This is a genomic window from Streptomyces sp. NPDC052910, assembly GCF_055585605.1.
Window position 1 is genome coordinate 1,079,659 of sequence record NZ_JBVJJR010000003.1, and the last position, 17,963, is coordinate 1,097,621.

Here is a 17,963-nt window from a genome sequence, read left to right on the forward strand (position 1 = left end):
GGCACGACCGTACCCGGACCGGCGGGCCCGTGAGACCAGTCCGGGACCGGAACGGGAGGGGCTTCCGGGGAACAGGGACGCGGCCGGCGGTCCGGACGCCCGGTCCGCCACGGTCCGCGTCCCGCCCGTCACTTCCCGCGACCGGCGGATGCCGTACGGGACCGGCGGATGCCGTACGGGGCCGCGCGCGGACGGCCGCCGTACGGACCCGCCGGTCCGTGCGGCGTCCGCTACTTCTTGTTCTTGCCGCGGCGCGAGGAGACCGTCAGCAGGCCGACCACGCCGACGGCCACCATCGCCGCCGGAACGATCCGCTCCAGACGCGGCACGCCCTCGTCCGTCACGAACTGCGCCCGCACGTCCGAGACCACCCGGTTCGCGATCGCACAGGCCCGCCCGAGGGTGTGGTCCACCTTCGAGGCCGCCTTCGCCTTCGCGTCGCCGATGATGGTGCTGGGGTGCATCCGCACACCGATCTCGTCCAGCGTCACGGCGAGCTCGCTGCGCCTGCGGGCGATGTCGGCCTCGATCTGCGCAGGGGTCCTGGCTTCCGGCACCGCGCTGCCTCCGTAGTCTCATAAGAGTGATGACGAGTGATGACAACAGTCTGTCAGTTCGCTCGGCGCCCCGCCCCATGGCACCCCCGGTGGGCCCGCACCGCGATGACCGGCGGTCGTTAGGCTCGGGCACCGGCAGACCCGCCCACCGCCCCGAAGCACAGGAGAACCATGAGCGAGCGACTCCAGCCCGGTGACACCGCCCCCGCCTTCACCCTGCCCGACGCCGACGGCCGGCCCGTCTCCCTCGCCGACCACAAGGGCCGCAAGGTCATCGTCTACTTCTACCCCGCCGCCCTCACCCCCGGCTGCACCAAGCAGGCCTGCGACTTCACGGACAATTTGGAGTTCCTCGCGGGCCACGGCTACGACGTCATCGGCGTCTCGCCCGACAAGCCGGAGAAGCTCGCGAAGTTCCGCGAGAAGGAGGAGCTGCGGGTCACCCTCGTCGGCGACCCCGAGAAGAAGGTCCTGGAGGCGTACGGCGCCTTCGGCGAGAAGAAGCTCTACGGCAAGACGGTGACCGGCGTCATCCGCTCCACCGTGATCGTCGACGAGGAGGGGAAGGTCGAGCGCGCGCTGTACAACGTCAAGGCCACCGGCCACGTCGCGAAGATCATCAAGGACCTGGGGCTCTGAAGCTCCGAGGCGCCCGGCCCACCGGCCGTACGCCCGGCGCTCACCGCCCGTACGCCTCCTCCCCGCGCACCATGGGACGGTCCTCCGGCTCGTCCTCGGCCTCCGGCAGGTCGAGGACGGCCTGGGCGCCGCCGCCCTCCGCGGAGCCGAACTCCAGTCGGGCGCCCAGCACCGCCGCCTGGCCCACGGCGATCGTCAGCCCCAGCCCGTGCCCGGTGCCCCGCTCGGGGGCGGCCGTGCGGAACCGCCGCGGCCCCTGGCTGACCAGCTCCGGCGGGTAGCCGGAGCCGTGGTCGCGGACCACGATCCGGGTGCCCTCCACCCGCACCTCGATCGGCGGCTTCCCGTGCTTCGCCGCGTTGGCCAGGATGTTCACCAGGATCCGCTCCACCCGGCGGGCGTCCGTCGCCACGATGCGGCCCTCGCCGACCACCCGGACCGCCACGTCGTCCACCCCGCGCTGGCCCCGCGCCCGCTTCACCACCCCCCGGACCAGGGACGGCAGCTCCACCGCGTCCAGTTGGGCGCTCTCCACCCCCGCGTCCAGCCGCGAGACCTCCAGCAGGTCCTCCACCAGCGCCCGCAGCGTCTGGGACCGCTCCTGCACCATCTCGACGGCGCGCGGGTGCGGCAGCAGCTCCGCCGAGGCCACCAGGCCCGCCACCGGCGTCCGCAGCTCGTGCGCCACGTCGGCCGTGAACTCGCGCTCCGCCTCCACCCGGGCGGCCAGCGCCGTCGCCATCGCCCGCACCGAGCGCTCCAGCTCCGCCACCTCGTCCCCGCCGGCCGGCGCGGAGCCGCCCGAGGGCGCCTCGCCCGCCGCGATCCTCCGGGCCTCGGCCGCGGTCAGCCGCAGCCGCCGGGACAGACCCTGCGCCACGAACCAGCTCACCACCGCCATCAGCACCACGGTCACCGCGCCCGCCAGCAACAGCGCCCAGTCCAGGGCGCGCTGGAACGCGTCGCGCTTGGGGTAGGACGCCGAGACGGACAGCACCTTGCCGGAGCCGACGCCCGTCGCCGCCCACACGCGGGGGTCCTCGCCGCCGCTGATGTACGTCCCCGAACGCCCCTTCGCCACCGCCTTGGCCAGCGGTGCCGGCAGGGCCGCGTCGTCGAGCTGCGCGTTCAGCGTCACCTGGCCCTCCCGCTGGTACAACTGGAGGGCAGAGCTCAGCAGCCGGTCCTGCTGGGCCCGCGCCTGGCGGTCCCGCTCCAGCCCGGAGACGTGGTGCACGGCCACGCCGAGCAGCACGACCGCCAGCGCGGTGACGGAGGAGATCGCCAGCGCGATCCGGCCACGGATGCCCATCACGTGATCGAGTACGTCTCGGTCGTCTTCCCGGCCGGGGTGAGTCCCGTGTAGACCACCTCGACCGAGGTGAACGCCAGCATGCCGTCCACCTTCCGCGGCCGGGAGAGCGTCAGCCGCGCCGGGAACGAGGTGCGCGCCGAGCCGTTCGCGCCGCTGGACACCAGCACCACGCCGTCACCCTCGGCCTTGTCCGTCGTGTACTCGTCCCACTCGATGTCGCTCGCCACCGCACCGCCGTTGGCACAGCTCAAGGTGATGATCTTCGGCTCCAGCAGCAGCTCGCCGTAGCCGCAGTCCCGGACGCCCGGCAGATCCCGAGCGGTACCCGGCGCGAACTCGGCCGAGGCCGTCGCCCGGTCCCGCTGCTCCTGCTGCTCCTTCTTGGCCCGCGCCGTCTGCGGCGCATCGGACACGGCGCTCGCCCGGTCCGCCCCCTGCCCCAGCCACACGCCCCCGAGGGCCAGCACCGCGACCCCGCCGGACATCCCCAGGAGGGTACGCACGCGGACCCGCCGACGGGGCACGGCACGGTCGGTCATCGGACTCTCTTCCTCGGTCGGACCGCGGGCGGACGGTCGGAGGCGAATGACAGGAGCGGTCGGGTGGCAGGCTGCCGCGCGGTGCGCCTGTCTCTCCCCCGGTGTGAGGGACGGGTAAATCGGAGGTCGCGTTCCCTTCCGGGGGCGACGGGTTCGCGAGGGAACGGCGGGGGAACATCCGCGTGTGACGCGCCGCACGCGCGTTCGGCGTTCCCGGACGGGGGTCCCGCGACCGGCTCCCCTGGAGGACCGGCCGGCCGACGCTCCGTCACCGGGCGCCCGCCCGGCGGCGGACGGCCCGGAGCGCATGGCCGGACTGCCCTCTCCCGTGCCCCGCCCGGCCCAGTACAGTAGGCACGGCACCGGCGCCCGTACGCCAAGGGCTGAGCGGCGATCTTTAGGTGGTCGTGTTTGTCGGTTCGAATCCGACCGGGCGCACCCATGCCGACGGCCCGGCTCGCAGTCGACTGCGAGCCGGGCCGTCGGCGTCTCCGGGAAGGCCCTGCCGGGACACTCCGTCGCCGGAACTCCCGCCGGGGAGGTTCCGCGCGTCAGCCCAGCAGCTCCCGTACCACCGGTACCAGGGCGCGGAAGGCCTGGCCGCGGTGGCTGATGGCGTTCTTCTCGTCGGCGGTCAGCTCGGCGCAGGTGCGCGTCTCGCCGTCGGGCTGGAGGATCGGGTCGTAGCCGAAGCCGCCGCCGCCGGCGGGCTCGGTGCGGAGCGTGCCGCGCAGCCGTCCCTCGACGACCCGCTCGGTGCCGTCCGGGAGGGCCAGGGCGGCGGCGCAGGCGAAGTGCGCGGCGCGGTGCGGGGCGGCGATGTCGGAGAGCTGCGCGAGGAGCAGGTCCAGGTTGGCCTGGTCGTCGCCGTGCCGGCCCGCCCAGCGGGCCGAGAAGATGCCGGGGGCGCCGCCCAGGACGTCCACGCAGAGGCCCGAGTCGTCGGCCACGGCGGGCAGTCCGGTGGCCCGGGCCAGGGCGTGCGCCTTGAGCAGGGCGTTCTCGGCGAAGGTGACGCCGGTCTCCTTGACGTCGGGGATCTCGGGGTAGGCGTCGGCGCCCACCAGTTCGACGTCGAGGCCGGATCCGGTGAGGATCGCGCGCAGTTCGGTGACCTTGTGGGCGTTGCGGGTGGCGAGGATCAGGCGCTTCATGAGGCCCGATTATCCCCGCCGGCCGCGCTGCGCCCCGGTCCGCCCCGGGTCCCTCGGCCCTCCGGCCGCCGGGTGGGGCGCGGCACTCGGCCGGGGCGGCGCTCAGCTCTTGGTGCAGGCCGTGGTGAGGGAGCCGGCCGCCTTGGTGAGGGGGGCGACGTCCGGGCGCTCGCCGTCGCCGACGCTGTCCTGGATGTCGTCCACGGCCGCGGTGACCGCGCCGGCCGCGTCCTTGACCGCCCCGGCGCCGCCCCGCGTGTCGGTGTTCGTCCTGCGGGTGATCTCGCCCAGATCCCGGTTGATCTTGTCGATGAACTCCTGGGCGCTCTGCGGATCCCTGGAGTCGTCGGCGATGGCGCGCCGCAGGTCCGCCACGTCGCGGCGCAGGTCCTTGGCGAGGGCGCCGCAGTCGGCGGCGGCCCGCGCCTGGGAGCAGGCGGCCACGGCGGGCAGTGCGAGGGCCGCCGCGGCGAGGGCCGCGACGGCGGTGGTGCGACGCGGACGGTGGTGGCGCGGGGCCATGCGACGGTTTCCCCTCCGGTGGGCTGCTGCCCGTGGTCACTGGGGGCACGGCCCCGTCGCCGCGCCCCCAGCATGGTAGCCACCCCGCGCGGGGAGCTACAGCGTCTGTTCGAGCGCCGCGCGCTGGGCGGCGTCGAGGTCGGCGCAGCCCTTGACGGCGAGGTCGAGGAGGGCGTCGAGCTCGGCGCGGGCGAAGGGCTGGGCCTCGGCGGTGCCCTGGACCTCGACGAAGCGGCCGTCGCCGGTGCAGACGACGTTCATGTCGGTCTCGGCGCGGACGTCCTCCTCGTAGCAGAGGTCGAGGAGCGGGACGCCGTCGACGATGCCGACGCTGACGGCCGCGACGGTGCCGGTCAGCGGGTGGCGGCCGTGCTTGACGAGCTTCTTGCGCTGCGCCCAGGCGACGGCGTCGGCGAGGGCGACGTAGGCGCCGGTGATGGCGGCGGTGCGGGTGCCTCCGTCGGCCTGGAGGACGTCGCAGTCGAGGACGACGGTGTTCTCGCCGAGCGCCTTGTAGTCGATGACGGCGCGCAGGGAGCGGCCGATGAGGCGGGAGATCTCATGGGTGCGCCCGCCGATCTTGCCGCGGACGGACTCGCGGTCGCCGCGGGTGTTGGTGGCGCGCGGCAGCATCGCGTACTCGGCGGTGACCCAGCCCTCGCCGCTGCCCTTGCGCCAGCGGGGGACGCCCTCGGTGACGCTGGCGGTGCAGAGGACCTTGGTGTCGCCGAAGGAGACGAGGACGGAACCCTCCGCGTGCTTGCTCCAGCCACGCTGGATGGTCACGGGGCGGAGCTGGTCGGGCGTACGGCCGTCGATGCGAGACATGGTGATGAGCCTATCGGGATCGCGAAGGGCCCTGTTCCGGTTCGATGCGGATCACGCCTCACCGACCGGAACAGGGCCCTTCGTGGGAGCTCAGCGGCTCACATCATGTCTTCGATCTCCGCGGCGATCGGGTCGGCGTCGGTGCCGATGACGACCTGGATGGCGGTGCCCATCTTCACGACGCCGTGCGCGCCGGCGGCCTTCAGGGCGGCCTCGTCGACCAGCGAGGGGTCGTTGACCTCGGTGCGGAGACGGGTGATGCAGCCCTCGATCTCCTCGATGTTGTCGAGCCCGCCGAGACCGGCGACGATCTTCTCTGCCTTGCTGGCCATGTGCACTCCTGTTGTCTCGGCCCTCGGCTGTCCCGCCGACCGGCTTTCACACGGTAACCCACGTTCAGAGCAACTATGCGGGCGTATGTCCGTCATCTGGCGAAGGATGGCGGCCACCGGGCCCCGCGTTCCGGAGGACCGAAAACGTACCCCAAGTGGTCTACACCAGTATGCCAGCCCCGGGAGGACGCAGATGAGTGCGGAGGCCGCGAGCCCGCCGCGACGGAAGCGGTGGCAGGGCCTGCTGGGCGGGCTGCAGAAGATGGGCCGCAGCCTCCAGTTGCCGATCGCGGTCCTCCCGGCCGCCGGCATCCTCAACCGGCTGGGCCAGCCCGACGTCTTCGGCGCCGACGGCCTGGGCTGGACGGACGTCGCCAAGGTGTTCGCCGGGGCGGGCGGGGCGCTGCTCGACTCGGCGCTCGGGCTGGCGCTGCTGTTCTGCGTGGGCGTGGCCATCGGCATGGCCAAGAAGGCGGACGGCTCGACGGCGCTGGCCGCGGTCGTGGCCTTCCTCGTCTACTTCTCCGTGCTCCACCAGTTCCCGCAGGACTGCCCGCAGACGGCGAAGTTCGCGGGGGCGGGACTGTGGAGCGGCGTCTGCGTCTCGGGGGCGGGCACGGCGACGCTCGCCGGCTACCAGAACCCGGGAGTCTTCGGCGGCATCGTCATCGGCCTGCTCAGCGCCTGGTTCTGGGTCCGCTTCCACCGGGTGCGACTGGTGGACTGGCTGGGCTTCTTCAACGGGCGACGACTCGTCCCGATCATGATGTCGTTCGTCGCCCTGCTGTTCGCGGTGGTCTGCCTGTGGGTGTGGCCGCCGGTCGGCGACGCGCTGACGAGCTTCAGCCAGTGGCTGAGCGACCTGGGCTGGACGGGCTCGGGCGTCTTCGGGATGGCCAACCGGGCGCTGCTGGTGGTCGGTCTGCACCAGTTCCTGAACACCTTCATGTGGTTTCAGTTCGGCGACTACACCAAGCCGGACGGGACGGTGGTGCACGGCGACATCAACCGCTTCCTGGCCGGTGACCCGTCGGCCGGCCAGTTCACGACCGGCTTCTTCCCCATCATGATGTTCGCCCTGCCGGCGGCGGCCCTGGCGATCGCCCACACGGCCCGGCCGGAGAACCGGAAGATGGTCGGCGGCATGATGCTGTCGGTCGCCCTGACGTCGTTCGTGACGGGCGTGACGGAGCCCATCGAGTACTCGTTCCTCTTCATCGCGCCGGCCCTGTACGCGGTGCACGCGGTGCTCACCGGGGTGTCCCTGGCCGTGTCGTGGGCGTTCGGCGTCCACGACGGCTTCAGCTTCTCGGCCGGCCTGATCGACTACGTGATCAACTGGGGACTGGCGACCCGGCCGTGGCTGATCATCCCGATCGGCCTCGGGTTCGCCGTCGTCTACTACGCGGTGTTCCGCTTCACCATCACGCGGTTCGACCTGCCGACGCCGGGGCGCGAGCCGGAGGAGCTCGTGCGGGACGTGGACGAGGGCGCGCGGGAGAAGACGGATTAAAGGGCCGAAGGGTCCATTAACGGGGCGGCCGTGGGGCGGGAGAGGCGTGATTCGCCTCACAGGCCCCGTGTGTCGCACCCCACCGTCATTGACGGATTCCTTTATGCCCGCTTCACGTGCTACAACAGGTCTAAACCACTTGTGGTGTAGACCAAAATTTCAGCGTTTCCAGCGGGCACATCCTGAGGGCCGTCGCCCCGGACTCCGAGCGCCCGCCGCACCTGGAGGAATCCGATGAGTACGGCTAGCGCCTCAGCGGCCGAGAAAAAGGGCTTCGGCAAAAGCGCGATGGCTGTGGCCCAGCGTATCGGCCGCAGCCTCATGCTGCCGGTCGCGGTGCTGCCCGCAGCGGCGCTGATGGTCCGCCTGGGCCAGGACGACATGCTGGGCAAGGCGTCGTTCCCGCACTTCCTGAACAAGATCGCCCAGTTCCTGTCGGCCGGTGGCGGCGCGATCCTCGACAACATGGCGCTGCTGTTCGCCGTGGGTGTCGCCATCGGATTCGCCAAGAAGTCGGACGGTTCGACCGCGCTCGCCGCCGTCGCCGGCTACCTGGTCTTCCAGAAGGTGCTCGCCACCTTCACCGACAGCAGCCTCCCCAAGAAGGAGGCGGTGGTCGACCACAAGGTCGCCCTGGTCGAGCAGACCGTCGACGCCAAGGTGCTCGGCGGCATCGTCATGGGCCTGGTGGTCGCGCTGCTCTACCAGCGCTTCTACCGGACCAAGCTGCCGGACTGGGCGGGCTTCTTCGGCGGCCGCCGCCTGGTGCCGATCCTGTCGTCCTTCGCGGGTCTGTTCATCGGCATCGTCTTCGGGTACATCTGGCCGGTCCTCGGCACGGGTCTGCACAACTTCGGTGAGTGGCTGGTCGGTTCCGGCGCCGTCGGCGCGGGCATCTTCGGTGTCGCCAACCGCGGCCTGATCCCGATCGGCATGCACCACCTGCTCAACTCCTTCCCGTGGTTCCAGGCCGGTTCGTTCGACGGCCCCAAGGGCACCGTCAACGGCGACATCGCCCGCTTCCTCGCCAAGGACCCGTCCGCGGGCCAGTTCATGACCGGCTTCTTCCCGATCATGATGTTCGCCCTGCCGGCCGCCTGCCTGGCGATCGTGCACTGCGCCCGCCCCGAGAACCGCAAGGTCGTCGGCGGCATGATGGGTTCGCTCGCGCTCACCGCGTTCGTCACCGGTGTCACCGAGCCGATCGAGTTCACGTTCATGTTCGTCGCCCCGGTGCTGTACGCGATCCACGCGGTGCTGACCGGTATCTCCATGGCGCTCACCTGGGCGCTCGGGATGAAGGACGGCTTCGGGTTCTCGGCGGGCGCGGTGGACTTCGTGCTCAACTGGGGGATCGCGAGCAAGCCGTGGGCTCTGATCCTGGTCGGTCTCGGCTTCGCCGCGATCTACTACTTCGTCTTCCGGTTCGCGATCATCAAGTTCAACCTGATGACGCCGGGGCGTGAGGTGGATCCGGAGTTCGCGGAGGCGGCGGCGAAGGTCGAGGCGAAGGCTGAGGCTAAGCCGGCTGCGGCCAATGCCGGCGCGAAGGCCGACGCCAAGCCGGCTGCGGCGAAGTCGGCTGCCGCCAAGGGCGGGGCGAAGAAGACGCCCCCGCAGGGGAAGCGGAAGCCAGCGGCGAAGGCGAAGCGCTGATCTTGCGCTGAGCGTGTGGTGAGCCCCCGGGACCGTGCTCGGTCCCGGGGGTTTTGCCTTGCCCCGGTCCCTCCCTTTCACCGTTTCTTGCGGGGGGCGAGCCCCCGCACCCCCGAAGCGCGCTGCGCGCGCTGTCCTCAAACGCCGGACGGGCTGATGCAGCCCGTTGGGGGTCCCCCCTCTGGGGGAGATTGAGGACAAGGGGGTCTGGGTCGCAGCCCCAGGAAGCGGCGAAATGGGGGTCCCCCCTCTGGGGGAGGGTCCGGGGCACCCTAAACCTCGTACACCGCCCCCGCGTGGGCGAGCTCCGCAGGGCCCTCGTACGCCGACCGCGCGTCGCGCAGGTTCCGCAGTGGGTCGGTCCACGGCGGGATGTGGGTGAGGACGAGCCGTCCGGCGCGGGCGGAGGCGGCGAGGTGGCCGGCCTCCAGGCCGTTGAGGTGGAGGTCGGGGATGTCCTCCTTGCCGTGGGTGAAGGAGGCCTCGCAGAGCAGCAGGTCGGCGTCCTTGGCGAGGGAGTTGAGGGCCTCGCAGGGGCCGGTGTCGCCGGAGTAGACGAGGGCGGAGCCGCCGTGTTCCACCCGGAAGGCGAACGCCTCGACGGGGTGGTTGACACGGTCGGTGAAGACGGTGAACGGGCCGGCGGAGAAGGAGCCGGGCTCCAGGGTGCGGAAGTCGAAGACCTCCCTCATGCAGGCGGGGTGCGGCACGTCGCCGTAGGCGGTGAGCAGCCGTTGTTCGGTGCCTTCGGGGCCGTACACGGGGAGGGCGCCGGCCCGGCCGCCGTCGTGCCGGTAGTAGCGGGCGACGAAGTAGCCGCACATGTCGATGCAGTGGTCGGGGTGGAGATGGGACAGCAGCACGGCGTCGAGGTCGTAGAGGCCGATGTGGCGCTGGAGCTCGCCCAGCGCGCCGTTGCCCATGTCGAGGAGCAGCCGGTAGCCGTCGGCCTCCACCAGATAGCTGGAACAGGCGGATTCCGTGGACGGGAACGAGCCCGCGCATCCGACGACGGTGAGCTTCATGCGGGCCTGAACCTCCGTGGGCCGGTGACGGGGGGCCGGTGACCGTGCGGTGCGTCGAGGGTAAGGCGGGAACGGGGCGGCCGCTCCATCGTGCGCCGGGTCTGTGGCTGGAATCACCAGGACGGACGCCGCCGGAGAGCGCCCGGCGGAAAGGGGCACGCCGGAGCGCACGAGACCCCGCCCGCGCCCCTGAGGGCTCGGGCGGGGTCCGCGGGTGCGGTGGGGCCGCGGCGGGCCGCTAGAGCGGCCGGATCCGCTCGGCCCGGTCGAGGGTGTCCATGAAACGGCGGAAGCGTTCGGCGGACTCCTCGCTTCCGGCGGTCACCGTGAACTCCTCCGGCGACATCACGGCCGCCAGCCGTTCACGCGTCTCCGGGGCGAGCGCGTCCCAGGCCGCCTTATCCAGCCGTGACTGCGCCGCAGTTTCCGCACTGCCAGTTTCCATTGTTGAGTTGCCTCATGTCCGAAGATCCGCATACGGGACAGGTCACGTTCGTCTCCCACGGGATGATGTCAGCCGGTCGCCAACATCGGTAGAGGCAGTCTCCCCCGCCGCCCGGGCGCGTGCCGGGCGGGGCCTCAGGCCCAGAGCTGCCCGTGCAGCGCCGCCACCGCGGCCTCGGTGGTGGGCGCGGTGTAGAGGCCGGTGGAGAGGTACTTCCAGCCGCCGTCGGCCACGATGAAGACGATGTCGGCGGATTCTCCGGCCCGTTGGGCCTTCCGTGCGACGCCGAGCGCGGCGTGCAGTACGGCGCCGGTGGAGACGCCCGCGAAAATGCCCTCTTCGGCGAGGAGTTCGCGGGTGCGGCGCACGGCGTCCTCGGAGCCGACGGAGTAGCGGGTGGTGAGGACCGTCGCGTCGTAGAGCTCGGGAACGAACCCCTCGTCGAGGTTGCGCAGGCCGTAGACGAGGTCGTCGTAGCGCGGTTCGGCGGCGACGATTTGCACGTCCGGGACGTGTTCGCGCAGGTAGCGGCCGACGCCCATCAGGGTTCCGGTGGTGCCGAGACCGGCCACGAAGTGGGTGATCCCGGGGAGATCGGCGAGGATCTCGGGGCCGGTGGTGGCGTAGTGCGCACCGGCGTTGTCCGGGTTCCCGTACTGGTAGAGCATCACCCAGTCGGGGTGTTCGGCGGCCAGTTCCCTGGCGACGCGCACGGCCGTGTTCGATCCGCCGGCCGCGGGCGAGGAGACGATCTCGGCGCCCCACATCGTCAGCAGGTGACGCCGCTCCTCGCTGGTGTTCTCCGGCATCACGCAGACGATGCGGTAGCCCTTGAGGCGGGCGGCCATGGCCAGGGAGATGCCGGTGTTGCCCGAGGTGGGCTCCAGGATGGTGCAGCCGGGGGTCAGCCGGCCGGCCTTCTCCGCCTGCTCGATCATGTGCAGGGCGGGGCGGTCCTTCACGGAGCCGGTGGGGTTGCGGTCCTCCAGCTTCGCCCAGATCCGGACGTCCCCGGAGGGGGACAGCCGGGGCAGTCGGACCAGCGGGGTGTCGCCGACCGCGGCCAGCGGGCTGTCGTAGCGCATGCCTAGTCCGCCCCGCCGGCGACCGCCGGGAGGATGGTGACGCTGTCGCCGTCGGCGAGTTCGGTGCCCAGGCCGGCCAGGAAGCGGACGTCCTCGTCGTTCAGGTAGACGTTGACGAACCGGCGCAGCGCGCCGCCCGCCTGCTCGTCCACCAGCCGCTCGCGGATGCCCGGGTGGCGGGCGTCCAGGTTCTTGAAGAGCTCGTCGATCGTGGCCCCGGCGCCCTCGACGGCCTTCGCGCCGTCGGTGTAGGTCCGGAGGATGGTCGGGATGCGTACCTCGATGGCCATGGTGGTGCTCCTCGTCGGATGCGGAGAGGCGTTCGGGACGTCCGGGACGCGGGGACGGAACGGGTGTTCCCCCGGGACAACCGTGGGCGCATGCTATCGATTCCCCGCCCCGCTCCCCCAAGGTCGTCCCGGTGGGCGGGACGGCCCGTCCCAGGTGCCGGGACGGCCGGGCCACCGCTCAGTACGCCGCGACGATCCGGACCTCCTCCTCGGTGATCTCCCCGGCCACGATCCGGAACGAGCGGAACTGGAAGGGGCCGGAGCCGTCGGTGTCGGCCGTGGAGACCAGCACGTAGTGGGCGCCCGGCTCGTTGGCGTACGAGACGTCGGTGCGGGACGGGTACGCCTCGGTGGCGGTGTGCGAGTGGTAGATGACCACCGGCTCCTCGTCGCGGTCGTCCATCTCGCGGTACAGCTTGAGGAGATCGGTGGAGTCGAACTCGTAGAACGTGGGCGAGCGGGCGGCGTTGAGCATGGGAATGAACCGCTCCGGGCGGTCGCTGCCGGCCGGGCCGGCGACCACACCACACGCCTCGTCGGGGTGGTCGGCGCGGGCGTGCCCGACGATCCGGTCGTACAGGGCCTGGGTGAGCGTCAGCATGCGGGCCAGCATAGGTCGGGGCGCGCGGGGCCCCGCCGGGGTCGTGACGGACGCCACTCGCCGTCCGTTCCCGTACCGGCCGCACCGCCGGAAACGCGACGGGCCCGCCGCGCACCAGGGGGGAGGGTGCGGGCGGGCCCGTGGCCCGGCGGAACGCCGGCGTCAGGCGGCCTGGTCGACGCTTTCCCGCGCGGCGGCCGAGTAGTCCTTGCGCTCGAAGGCCTGCGGGTTGCGGGCCTTGAGCACGAAGTACGACACGGCCATGATCGCGGCCCAGACGGGCGCGCAGTACAGCGAGATCCGCGAGTCCTTGTCGATGCCCATCAGCACGATCACCATGCCGATGAAGGCGAGGGCGAAGAGGCTCGTCCAGGGCGCTCCGGGGGCCTTGAACTCCGACTGCGGCAGCTCGCCCCGGTCGGCCTTGCGGCGGTAGCGGAGCTGGGCCACCAGGATCATGATCCAGGCCCACATGCCGGAGATGGTCGCGAAGGAGACGACGTACTCGAACGCCTTGCCCGGCCACTGGTAGTTGATCCAGACACCGACGAGCATGCACGCCGCGGAGACGGTGGTGCCGCGCAGCGGCAGGCCGCGCTTGGTCAGGGCGGCGAAGAACTTCGGGCCCTGGCCGTTGAGGGACAGGTCGCGCAGCATGCGGCCGGTGGAGTACATGCCGGAGTTGCAGGAGGACAGCGCCGCGGTGAGGACCACGAAGTTGACGATTCCGGCACCGGCCGGCAGGCCGATCTTGGCGAACGCCTCGACGAACGGGCTGACGCCCGGCTCGAAGACGGTCCAGCTCACCACCGACAGGATGATGATCAGCGCACCCAGGTAGAAGACGGCGATGCGCCACGGCACGGTGTTGATGGCCTTGGGCAGCGTCTTCTTGGGGTCGGCCGCCTCGCCCGCGGTGACGCCGACGAGCTCGACGGCGAGGAAGGCGAACATGACGATCTGCAGCGTCATCAGCGTGCCGCCGATGCCCTTGGGGAAGAACCCGCCGTGCGACCAGAGCTGCGAGAAGGACGCGGTGTCACCGGCGTCGGAGAACCCGAGGGTGATGACGCCGACGCCGATCAGGATCATGCCGATGATGGCGGTGACCTTGACCATGGAGAACCAGAACTCCAGCTCGCCGAAGAGCTTCACGGAGATCAGGTTGGCCAGGTAGAGGACGGCCGTGAAGACCAGGGCCGAGGCCCACTGGGGGATGTCCTTGTCCCAGTACTGCACGTACTTGGCCGCCGCGGTCACCTCGGTGATGCCGGTGACGACCCAGAACAGCCAGTAGGTCCAGCCGGTCACATAGCCCCAGAACGGCCCGAGGAACTCACGGGCGTAGTCCGAGAAGGAGCCCGAGACCGGGCGGTACATGAGGAGCTCGCCGAGCGCCCGCATGATGAAGAAGATGACCAGGCCCGCTATCGCGTAAGCCAGGATGAGACTCGGTCCGGCCTTGGATATGGCCGTGCCGGCGCCGAGGAAGAGCCCGGTGCCGATGGCGCCACCAATGGCGATCATCTGGATCTGTCGGTTGCCCAGCCCCCGCTGGTAACCCTCGGAAGCTTCGCCGCTTCCGTCCCGCTCGCCGGCCTCGCCGGCGTCGCGGTCCGCGACCTGCTCAGAGGTCATGGTGGAACGCCTTTCTCCATACCGATCCGGATCGTCCGGATCGGGTTCCGATCCCCCCGGATGGAGTCCTGCACGTGCCGACGGTCGGTCGGCTATAGCGCTCCCGCTCCACGACATGGGTGGCGTCGGTGGATGCAGGTCGTGAAGATTTATCACGGGTAATACGTAGATCGCCAGTTCGAATGTGCCGCAGGCCACAGCCGAAGCGGGGCAAACGCCGTATTCAGGGGCGTGTACCCCACTGCGGTAATGCGATCGTTATGCGGACACTCTTACCCGGAAAGCGGACGGAGATCGTCCGTACAGGCCGCAGACCCGAGGCCGGACCCGAGACCGCAGACCCGAGGCCACGGACCGTGGCCGGTGCCCCGGGCCGGAGCGCCCCGGCCGCGGTGAGCGCGGGGGCGGGCTAGCGGGGGCCCAGCGTCTCGATCAGCGTCTCCTGGAGGCCGCCCAGCCACAGGTAGGCCATCACCATCGGCTTGCGCGGATCGTCGTCCGGCAGTCGGAACAGGGCGTCGCTCTCGTCCTCGTCGGTGATCTCCAGCCGGGCGGCGATGGTCAGCCGGAGGTCGTTGAGGGTGCCCAGCCACTGCCGGGAGCCCTCAGGGGAGAGCCGGAGCACGGCGGCGCCGCCGTCGGGGCCGTCCGAGGCGGAGAGACCGTCCAGCGAGCGGACGACCGCCAGGCCGTCCTCGCGCTTGCGGGCGCGCAGGTCGTTCTCGGTGTAGCGGCGGAACTCGGCGGCGTACGCGCGGGCCTGCTCGTCCTGCTCGGCGCCGGGGGTGCCGTAGGCGTCCGGGAAGAGGCGGGCGAGCGCCGGGTCGGCGGGCGGCTCGCTGGGCCCCTCGGCGAAGAGGCGCGCCAGCGGGTCCTCGTCCGCTTCCGCGGGCCCGTCCCCGGGGCCGATCAGCTCCAGGAGCTGCACGGTCAGGTTGCGCAGGATGGAGATCTCGATCTCGTCCAGGGCGACGGCCGCCCCGCCGCCGGGCAGCGGCTCGAAGTGGCCGGACATCAACGGTCCTGCGACAGCGTCGCCCACAGGCCGTAGCCGTGCATGGCCTGCACGTCGCGCTCCATCTCCTCGCGCGATCCGCTGGAGACCGTGGCGCGGCCCTTGTGATGGACGTCGAGCATCAGTTTGCGGGCCTTGTCCTTGGAGTAACCGAAGTACGCCTGGAAGACGTAGGTGACATAGCTCATGAGGTTCACGGGGTCGTTGTGGACCAGGGTGACCCAGGGAACGTCCGGTTCGGTCACGGCGAAGGGGGATTCGCCCGTCTCCGGACGCTCGATCTCGACAGGTGCCACACTCACGCCCGCTCCACGCCTCGCTTCTCCGTCGGGACACGGCGGTCCATACGCACTTCCCATGCTGCCACTTCGCGGCTCCCGGCGCACAAACGGCCCCCTGAAATCGTCACTCTGACGAGTATTCGCGGTAGCATCCGGACGACGCCAGAACGGGAATGCGAGGTAGGACCAAGTGAACGCTGCGGACCTGGGGCTGCCGGTGGCTGTGCCGTCGACGGCGCTCTTCACCGACCGGTACGAACTCACGATGGTGCAGGCCGCGCTGCGCGCCGGGACCGCGGGCCGGCGGTCGGTGTTCGAGGTCTTCAGCCGCCGGCTGCCCGAGGGCCGCCGGTACGGCGTCGTCGCCGGCACCGGCCGCGTCCTGGACGCCGTCGAGAACTTCCGCTTCGACCCCGGCGTCCTGGAGTTCCTCGCCGACCGCGGCATCGTGGACGCGCCCACCCTGGACTGGCTGGCGGACTACCGCTTCCGCGGCGACATCTTCGGCTACCCCGAGGGCGAGGTGTACTTCCCCGGTTCGCCGATCATGCGGGTCGAGGGCAGCTTCGCCGAGTGCGTGCTGCTGGAGACGGTGATCCTCTCGATCCTCAACCACGATTCCGCGGTGGCCGCCGCGGCCTCCCGGATGGCGGTCGCGGCCGGCAGCCGCCCGCTGATCGAGATGGGCGCCCGGCGCACCCACGAACTGGCCGCCGTCGCCGCGGCCCGCGCGGCCTACGTGGGCGGCTTCGCCACCACCTCCGACCTCGCCGCCGGCTTCCGCTACAACATCCCGACCGTCGGCACCAGCGCGCACGCCTTCACCCTGCTGCACGACAGCGAGCGCGACGCGTTCCGCGCGCAGGTCGACTCGCTGGGCGGCGGCACCACGCTGCTCGTCGACACCTACGACGTGACGGAGGCGGTCCGGATGGCCGTCGAGATCGCCGGGCCGGAGCTCGGCGCCGTCCGCATCGACTCCGGCGACCTGCTGCTGCTCGCCCACCGGGTGCGCCAGCAGCTCGACGACCTGGGCGCCCACAAGACGAAGATCGTCGTGACCAGCGACCTGGACGAGTACGCCATCGCCTCGCTGGCCGCCGCCCCGGTGGACGCCTACGGCGTCGGCACCCAACTGGTGACCGGGAGCGGCCACCCCACCTGCTCGATGGTCTACAAGCTGGTCGCCCGCGCCGACTCGGCGGACCGGGACGCCCCGCTGCGGCCGGTCGCGAAGAAGTCGATGGGCGGCAAGATGTCGCTCGGCGGACGCAAGTGGGCCGCCCGGCGCACCGACGCGGACGGCGTCGCCGAGGCCGAGGTCGTCGGCACCGGGCCGGTGCCGGAGGAGCTGGCGGGGCGGCAGTTGCTCGTGGAGCTCGTCCGGGGCGGCGAGGTCGTCGCCCGGGAGCCCCTCGACGCGGCCCGGGACCGGCACATCGCCGCCCGCGGCGGGCTGCCGCTCTCCGCCACACAGTTGTCGAAGGGCGAGCCGGTGCTGCCCACGGAGTACGTCTGAGCGAGGCCCCGCACGGCCCCCAGGGGCCTCGCCCCGTCCCGTAGGGGCCCCGGCGGGCCACCGAGGGGGCCGGGCCGTCGCCGACGCACCGTCGGCGTACCTCCGACCGCCCCCTGTGCCCCTCCCCCCGTCCCAGGGGACTCACTACCCTCGGTCACAGAGAGTCGAACAGCAGCGCAGCCGCCGCGGTCCCGTCCGTGGCACACCGTCACCGGCGCACCGGGCGTCCCGGGAGCACCGGACCGTACCGGAACAGTCGATTCAGCAGCGTCGTCCGCATCGTCGGCCGAGGGCCCTTCCGTAAAGGATCAAGCGCCATGAACCGTGCACTGATCATCGTCGACGTGCAGAACGACTTCTGCGAGGGCGGCGCCCTCGCGGTGGCGGGCGGCGCCGACGTGGCGGCGGCGATAACCGACCTGGTGGCCGAGGCCACCGCCGGTTACGCCCACATCGTCGCCTCCCGCGACATGCACATCGACCCCGGCGACCACTTCTCGGACCATCCGGACTACGTGGACTCCTGGCCCGTCCACTGCGTGGCCGGCACCGAGGGCAGCGGCTTCCACCCCAACCTGGCGCCCGCCATCGCCTCGGGCGCGATCGGCGCCGTGTTCGACAAGGGCGCCTACGCGGCCGGCTACAGCGCCTTCCAGGGCGCGGACGAGAACGGCACCGGCCTCGCCGACTGGCTGCACGCCCGGGGCGTGACCGAGGTCGACGTGGTGGGCATCGCCACCGACCACTGCGTCCGGGCGACCGCGCTGGACGCGCGCCGGCAGGGGTTCGTCACCACCGTCCTGCTGGACCTGACGGCCGGTGTGGCGCGGGAGACGGTCGACGCCGCCCTGGAGGAGCTGCGGGGGGCGGGCGTGGAGCTGGTGGGGAAGCCCGTGGTGGGCTGAGCGGGCCCGTCCGGTCCCTCCGCGGCCCCCTGCGGGGGTGTGCGCCTCCGTTCGCACCCGTGCGCGGGCGCACGCGGTTGCGCCCGCGCTGCCGGCCCCAGGGC

General features: G+C 71.7%; 20 protein-coding genes and 1 tRNA gene. 6 read left to right on the forward strand and 15 right to left on the reverse strand.

Going from position 1 to position 17,963, the window contains the following annotated elements; translation table 11 throughout:
• Positions 1–230: 230 nt before the first annotated feature.
• Complete coding sequence (locus ACZ6X9_RS15815) at positions 231–557, reverse strand: DUF3618 domain-containing protein (protein WP_469778541.1); 327 nt, start codon at positions 555–557, stop codon at positions 231–233.
• Positions 558–728: 171 nt separating this feature from the next.
• On the opposite strand from ACZ6X9_RS15815, the gene bcp reads away from it, so the two are divergent.
• On the forward strand, positions 729–1,196 hold the full coding sequence (gene bcp / locus ACZ6X9_RS15820) for a thioredoxin-dependent thiol peroxidase (protein ID WP_004951099.1): 468 nt from the start codon (positions 729–731) through the stop codon (positions 1,194–1,196).
• A gap of 40 nt (positions 1,197–1,236) precedes the next feature.
• Here bcp and ACZ6X9_RS15825 read toward each other — a convergent pair whose 3' ends face one another.
• Together ACZ6X9_RS15825 and ACZ6X9_RS15830 are read right to left on the reverse strand one after the other, a co-directional pair.
• Positions 1,237–2,508 carry a sensor histidine kinase gene (locus tag ACZ6X9_RS15825; RefSeq protein ID WP_469778542.1) on the reverse strand — a complete coding sequence of 424 codons (1,272 nt, stop codon included), beginning with the start codon at positions 2,506–2,508 and terminating at the stop codon, positions 1,237–1,239.
• The gene (locus tag ACZ6X9_RS15830) at positions 2,508–2,996 is read right to left on the reverse strand and encodes a hypothetical protein (RefSeq protein WP_469778543.1); all 489 of its coding nucleotides are present in this window, start codon (positions 2,994–2,996) and stop codon (positions 2,508–2,510) included. The genes ACZ6X9_RS15825 and ACZ6X9_RS15830 overlap by 1 nt, the downstream gene beginning before the upstream one ends.
• 419 nt (positions 2,997–3,415) lie before the next feature.
• On the opposite strand from ACZ6X9_RS15830, the gene ACZ6X9_RS15835 reads away from it, so the two are divergent.
• Positions 3,416–3,488, forward strand: a tRNA-Leu gene (locus ACZ6X9_RS15835).
• 113 nt (positions 3,489–3,601) lie between these two features.
• Here ACZ6X9_RS15835 and rdgB read toward each other — a convergent pair.
• The 4 genes from rdgB to ACZ6X9_RS15855 form a co-directional block, all read right to left on the reverse strand.
• Entirely contained in the window at positions 3,602–4,204 is a 603-nt protein-coding gene (gene rdgB, locus ACZ6X9_RS15840; RefSeq protein WP_469778544.1) for an RdgB/HAM1 family non-canonical purine NTP pyrophosphatase, read from the reverse strand.
• 102 nt (positions 4,205–4,306) lie between these two features.
• Entirely contained in the window at positions 4,307–4,726 is a 420-nt protein-coding gene (locus tag ACZ6X9_RS15845; protein ID WP_469778545.1) for a hypothetical protein, read from the reverse strand.
• A gap of 96 nt (positions 4,727–4,822) precedes the next feature.
• Positions 4,823–5,554, reverse strand: coding sequence for a ribonuclease PH (gene rph, locus ACZ6X9_RS15850; protein WP_469778546.1), 732 nt, complete (start codon positions 5,552–5,554; stop codon positions 4,823–4,825).
• Between the two features lie 98 nt (positions 5,555–5,652).
• Positions 5,653–6,198 (reverse strand): PTS sugar transporter subunit IIB, encoded by a 546-nt coding sequence (locus tag ACZ6X9_RS15855; RefSeq protein ID WP_469778547.1) that lies wholly within the window; start codon positions 6,196–6,198, stop codon positions 5,653–5,655.
• Here ACZ6X9_RS15855 and ACZ6X9_RS15860 point away from each other — a divergent pair.
• Both ACZ6X9_RS15860 and ACZ6X9_RS15865 read left to right on the forward strand, forming a co-directional pair.
• Positions 6,080–7,399, forward strand: coding sequence for a PTS transporter subunit EIIC (locus ACZ6X9_RS15860; RefSeq protein WP_469778548.1), 1,320 nt, complete (start codon positions 6,080–6,082; stop codon positions 7,397–7,399). The two genes, ACZ6X9_RS15855 and ACZ6X9_RS15860, sit on opposite strands and share 119 nt — an antisense overlap.
• Positions 7,400–7,633: 234 nt before the next feature.
• The gene (locus ACZ6X9_RS15865; protein WP_469778549.1) at positions 7,634–9,055 is read left to right on the forward strand and encodes a PTS transporter subunit EIIC; all 1,422 of its coding nucleotides are present in this window, start codon (positions 7,634–7,636) and stop codon (positions 9,053–9,055) included.
• Positions 9,056–9,327: 272 nt separating this feature from the next.
• On the opposite strand, the gene ACZ6X9_RS15870 is transcribed toward ACZ6X9_RS15865, so the two are convergent.
• The 8 genes from ACZ6X9_RS15870 to clpS form a co-directional block, all read right to left on the reverse strand.
• Positions 9,328–10,080, reverse strand: coding sequence for an MBL fold metallo-hydrolase (locus tag ACZ6X9_RS15870; protein ID WP_469778550.1), 753 nt, complete (start codon positions 10,078–10,080; stop codon positions 9,328–9,330).
• Between the two features lie 238 nt (positions 10,081–10,318).
• Positions 10,319–10,525, reverse strand: coding sequence for a hypothetical protein (locus ACZ6X9_RS15875; protein ID WP_469778551.1), 207 nt, complete (start codon positions 10,523–10,525; stop codon positions 10,319–10,321).
• A 134-nt stretch (positions 10,526–10,659) separates the two neighbouring features.
• A complete protein-coding gene (locus ACZ6X9_RS15880) occupies positions 10,660–11,610 on the reverse strand; it encodes a PLP-dependent cysteine synthase family protein (RefSeq protein ID WP_469778552.1) in 951 nt (316 codons plus the stop codon).
• A 2-nt stretch (positions 11,611–11,612) separates the two neighbouring features.
• Entirely contained in the window at positions 11,613–11,900 is a 288-nt protein-coding gene (locus ACZ6X9_RS15885) for a MoaD/ThiS family protein (RefSeq protein WP_469778553.1), read from the reverse strand.
• A gap of 178 nt (positions 11,901–12,078) precedes the next feature.
• Positions 12,079–12,501, reverse strand: a complete 423-nt coding sequence (locus ACZ6X9_RS15890) for a M67 family metallopeptidase (protein ID WP_469778554.1) — start codon at positions 12,499–12,501, stop codon at positions 12,079–12,081.
• A 162-nt stretch (positions 12,502–12,663) separates the two neighbouring features.
• Positions 12,664–14,139 (reverse strand): amino acid permease, encoded by a 1,476-nt coding sequence (locus tag ACZ6X9_RS15895; protein ID WP_469778555.1) that lies wholly within the window; start codon positions 14,137–14,139, stop codon positions 12,664–12,666.
• A 409-nt stretch (positions 14,140–14,548) separates the two neighbouring features.
• Positions 14,549–15,154, reverse strand: a complete 606-nt coding sequence (locus ACZ6X9_RS15900) for a DUF2017 domain-containing protein (RefSeq protein WP_469778556.1) — start codon at positions 15,152–15,154, stop codon at positions 14,549–14,551.
• Positions 15,154–15,456 carry an ATP-dependent Clp protease adapter ClpS gene (gene clpS, locus ACZ6X9_RS15905; protein ID WP_223771435.1) on the reverse strand — a complete coding sequence of 101 codons (303 nt, stop codon included), beginning with the start codon at positions 15,454–15,456 and terminating at the stop codon, positions 15,154–15,156. The genes ACZ6X9_RS15900 and clpS overlap by 1 nt, the downstream gene beginning before the upstream one ends.
• A 169-nt stretch (positions 15,457–15,625) precedes the next feature.
• On the opposite strand from clpS, the gene ACZ6X9_RS15910 reads away from it, so the two are divergent.
• Together ACZ6X9_RS15910 and ACZ6X9_RS15915 are read left to right on the forward strand one after the other, a co-directional pair.
• The gene (locus ACZ6X9_RS15910) at positions 15,626–16,954 is read left to right on the forward strand and encodes a nicotinate phosphoribosyltransferase (RefSeq protein ID WP_469778557.1); all 1,329 of its coding nucleotides are present in this window, start codon (positions 15,626–15,628) and stop codon (positions 16,952–16,954) included.
• A gap of 317 nt (positions 16,955–17,271) precedes the next feature.
• Entirely contained in the window at positions 17,272–17,859 is a 588-nt protein-coding gene (locus ACZ6X9_RS15915; protein ID WP_469778558.1) for an isochorismatase family protein, read from the forward strand.
• The last annotated feature ends 104 nt before the right edge of the window (positions 17,860–17,963 follow it).

Bases quoted from the DNA above. Each gene is read 5' to 3' on its own strand.
- ACZ6X9_RS15825 (WP_469778542.1), bottom strand. From the start codon at position 2,508: ATGGGCATCCGTGGCCGGATCGCGCTGGCGATCTCCTCCGTCACCGCG.
- rdgB (WP_469778544.1), bottom strand. From the start codon at position 4,204: ATGAAGCGCCTGATCCTCGCCACCCGCAACGCCCACAAGGTCACCGAA.
- ACZ6X9_RS15890 (WP_469778554.1), bottom strand. From the start codon at position 12,501: ATGCTGACGCTCACCCAGGCCCTGTACGACCGGATCGTCGGGCACGCC.
- ACZ6X9_RS15900 (WP_469778556.1), bottom strand. From the start codon at position 15,154: ATGTCCGGCCACTTCGAGCCGCTGCCCGGCGGCGGGGCGGCCGTCGCC.
- ACZ6X9_RS15860 (WP_469778548.1), top strand. From the start codon at position 6,080: ATGAGTGCGGAGGCCGCGAGCCCGCCGCGACGGAAGCGGTGGCAGGGC.
- ACZ6X9_RS15845 (WP_469778545.1), bottom strand. From the start codon at position 4,726: ATGGCCCCGCGCCACCACCGTCCGCGTCGCACCACCGCCGTCGCGGCC.
- ACZ6X9_RS15830 (WP_469778543.1), bottom strand. From the start codon at position 2,996: ATGTCCGGCGGGGTCGCGGTGCTGGCCCTCGGGGGCGTGTGGCTGGGG.
- ACZ6X9_RS15855 (WP_469778547.1), bottom strand. From the start codon at position 6,198: ATGCCGGCGGCCGGGAGGACCGCGATCGGCAACTGGAGGCTGCGGCCC.
- ACZ6X9_RS15885 (WP_469778553.1), bottom strand. From the start codon at position 11,900: ATGGCCATCGAGGTACGCATCCCGACCATCCTCCGGACCTACACCGAC.
- ACZ6X9_RS15915 (WP_469778558.1), top strand. From the start codon at position 17,272: ATGAACCGTGCACTGATCATCGTCGACGTGCAGAACGACTTCTGCGAG.
- bcp (WP_004951099.1), top strand. From the start codon at position 729: ATGAGCGAGCGACTCCAGCCCGGTGACACCGCCCCCGCCTTCACCCTG.
- rph (WP_469778546.1), bottom strand. From the start codon at position 5,554: ATGTCTCGCATCGACGGCCGTACGCCCGACCAGCTCCGCCCCGTGACC.
- ACZ6X9_RS15870 (WP_469778550.1), bottom strand. From the start codon at position 10,080: ATGAAGCTCACCGTCGTCGGATGCGCGGGCTCGTTCCCGTCCACGGAA.
- ACZ6X9_RS15880 (WP_469778552.1), bottom strand. From the start codon at position 11,610: ATGCGCTACGACAGCCCGCTGGCCGCGGTCGGCGACACCCCGCTGGTC.
- ACZ6X9_RS15875 (WP_469778551.1), bottom strand. From the start codon at position 10,525: ATGGAAACTGGCAGTGCGGAAACTGCGGCGCAGTCACGGCTGGATAAG.
- ACZ6X9_RS15865 (WP_469778549.1), top strand. From the start codon at position 7,634: ATGAGTACGGCTAGCGCCTCAGCGGCCGAGAAAAAGGGCTTCGGCAAA.
- ACZ6X9_RS15895 (WP_469778555.1), bottom strand. From the start codon at position 14,139: ATGACCTCTGAGCAGGTCGCGGACCGCGACGCCGGCGAGGCCGGCGAG.